The organism is Azospirillum sp. B4 (assembly GCF_000333275.1).
GTDB lineage: Bacteria > Pseudomonadota > Alphaproteobacteria > Azospirillales > Azospirillaceae > Nitrospirillum.
Genome location: NZ_BACU01000602.1, coordinates 1 through 1,067, shown reverse-complemented (window position 1 = coordinate 1,067; position 1,067 = coordinate 1). Strand labels below are relative to the sequence as shown.

Sequence of the window (1,067 nt, the reverse complement as noted above, 5' to 3'; positions counted from 1 at the left end):
AGAGCGACAGGGTCGTGCCCATCAGCAAGGTGCGGGTGCGTACGGTCATGGGGTACGTTTCCATCCGTTGGTTGCTCAGGAAATGGGTCAGCGCGACACGTGGCCGGCGCCGATGGGGTACAGCGGGTCCTGGCTGTCGTGCGGCACGTCCGACGCCTGGGCCTCCACCGCCGCCATGCTACGCGGCAGTTCGAAAGGCAGCCGGCCCTGGGGGGCCACCTTGCCCGTCAGCACGTCCAGCAAGGACTGATCACTGACGCCGAAATCGACATACAGGCGGGCGGCCTTGTCGCGGATGTTGGTCAGGATGGCCGGGCGGTCGAGGTAGACGCTGACGATGGCCGGCACCTTGGCGGTGGCCACGGCCTTCAGCGCCTCATAATCCGCGTTGCCATCGTGGAAACCCAGGTCACCCTCATGCTGCAGCATGCCGAAGGTGTAGTTGGGGTGCAGGGTCTGGAAGGGGGCGGACAGGTGCAGCAGGGCCACGTCGGCCTGTTTCAGATCATTCACCACCGTCAATCCCGCGGCCTTGGCGGCATCCGCCGCCACGCCGTGCAGGTAGACCTTGCGGCCGGCCAGCGCGACCGGCGCCTTGCCCGCTTCCAGCAGGACCATGGAATGGGATTGGGCGGCCAGGCCCTCCGCCACGAAAGCGGGCGTGCCCACAACGCGGGCGGCGGCTTCCACATCCACATACGGGTTCTCGAACAGGCCCTGGCGGAACTTGAGGTCCAGGATGCGGCGCACCGACTGGTCCAGCCGCGCCTCCGTCACCAAGCCCTGCTTCACCGCCGCCAGCAAGGGCGCCGGGTCGTCCACGCCGCCGAACTGGTCCAGCCCGGCCGCCAGCCCCTTGGCGAAGCGCGCCGGTGTGGCCAGGTCCTCCACGCCCCAAGCGGTGGAGAAATCCTTGAAGGTGGGCCGTTCGCCGGCGGGAAAGCCGTTGCGGCAGGTGGCGTTGCAGTCGTTGGCGATGGCCCAGTCCGACAGGATGATGCCCTGGAAACCATACGTGCCGCGCAACAGGTCGGTCAGCAGCCAGTGGCTAAATCCCGCCCCCACCT

1 protein-coding gene is annotated in these 1,067 nt (G+C 67.8%); it reads right to left on the bottom strand.

The window, feature by feature from the left end:
- Positions 1–87: 87 nt before the first annotated feature.
- Positions 88–1,067, bottom strand: a 980-nt coding sequence (locus I55_RS27040) for a glycoside hydrolase family 3 C-terminal domain-containing protein (RefSeq protein WP_044563839.1), incomplete at its 5' end; no start/stop codon positions are given.